We start from the raw sequence: 635 nt of genomic DNA, 5'->3' as shown, positions 1-635 counted from the left end.
GTGACGGTGGTGGGAGAGTCCACCTTGATATAGCCTTCCTCGTCCAGGTCCACCTGCCCGGTCAGCAGCTCCGTCCGCGGCACGTGCCCGATCGCGACGAAGATACCCGTCGCCGCCTGGTGCCGGGACTCCCCCGTGCGGGTGTCCGTCAGAGTCACCCCAGTGACTTTCCCGTCACCGTGGATCGCCGTGATGGCGGAGTTCCAGGCGAAGCTGATCTTCGGGTTGTCCTTGGCACGCTGGCCCATGATGCGGGAGGCGCGCAGCTCACCCTTGCGGACGACGACGGTCACGGACTTCCCGAACCGGGTCAGGAACATCGCTTCCTCCATGGCCGAGTCACCACCGCCGACAACGATGATGTCCTGCTCCCGGAAGAAGAACCCGTCGCAGGTGGCACACCAGGAAACACCATGGCCGCTGAACTTCTTCTCCTCCGGCAGGCCGAGTTCCTTATACGCAGAACCGGTGGCAAGGATGACCGCCGGGGCTTCGTAGGTCTCGCCGCCGCCGGTCACCACACGCTTGACGTGACCTTTGAGCGTTACTTCCGTGACGTCGTCGAACATCACCTTGGCACCGAACTTCTCGGCCTGCTCCTGCAGCCCGTCCATCAGCTCCGGCCCCTGGATGCC

The 635-nt window shown here is 64.4% G+C and carries 1 protein-coding gene; it reads right to left on the bottom strand.

Going from position 1 to position 635, the window contains the following annotated elements; translation table 11 throughout:
- Window positions 1-635, bottom strand: a 635-nt coding sequence (locus tag CXQ88_RS21440; protein WP_104046162.1) for an NAD(P)/FAD-dependent oxidoreductase, incomplete at both ends; no start/stop codon positions are given.

Source organism: Arthrobacter sp. ZGTC412 (assembly GCF_002929215.1).
Classification (GTDB): Bacteria; Actinomycetota; Actinomycetes; order Actinomycetales; family Micrococcaceae; genus Arthrobacter.
This window is presented reverse-complemented; position numbering and strand designations above follow the sequence as displayed.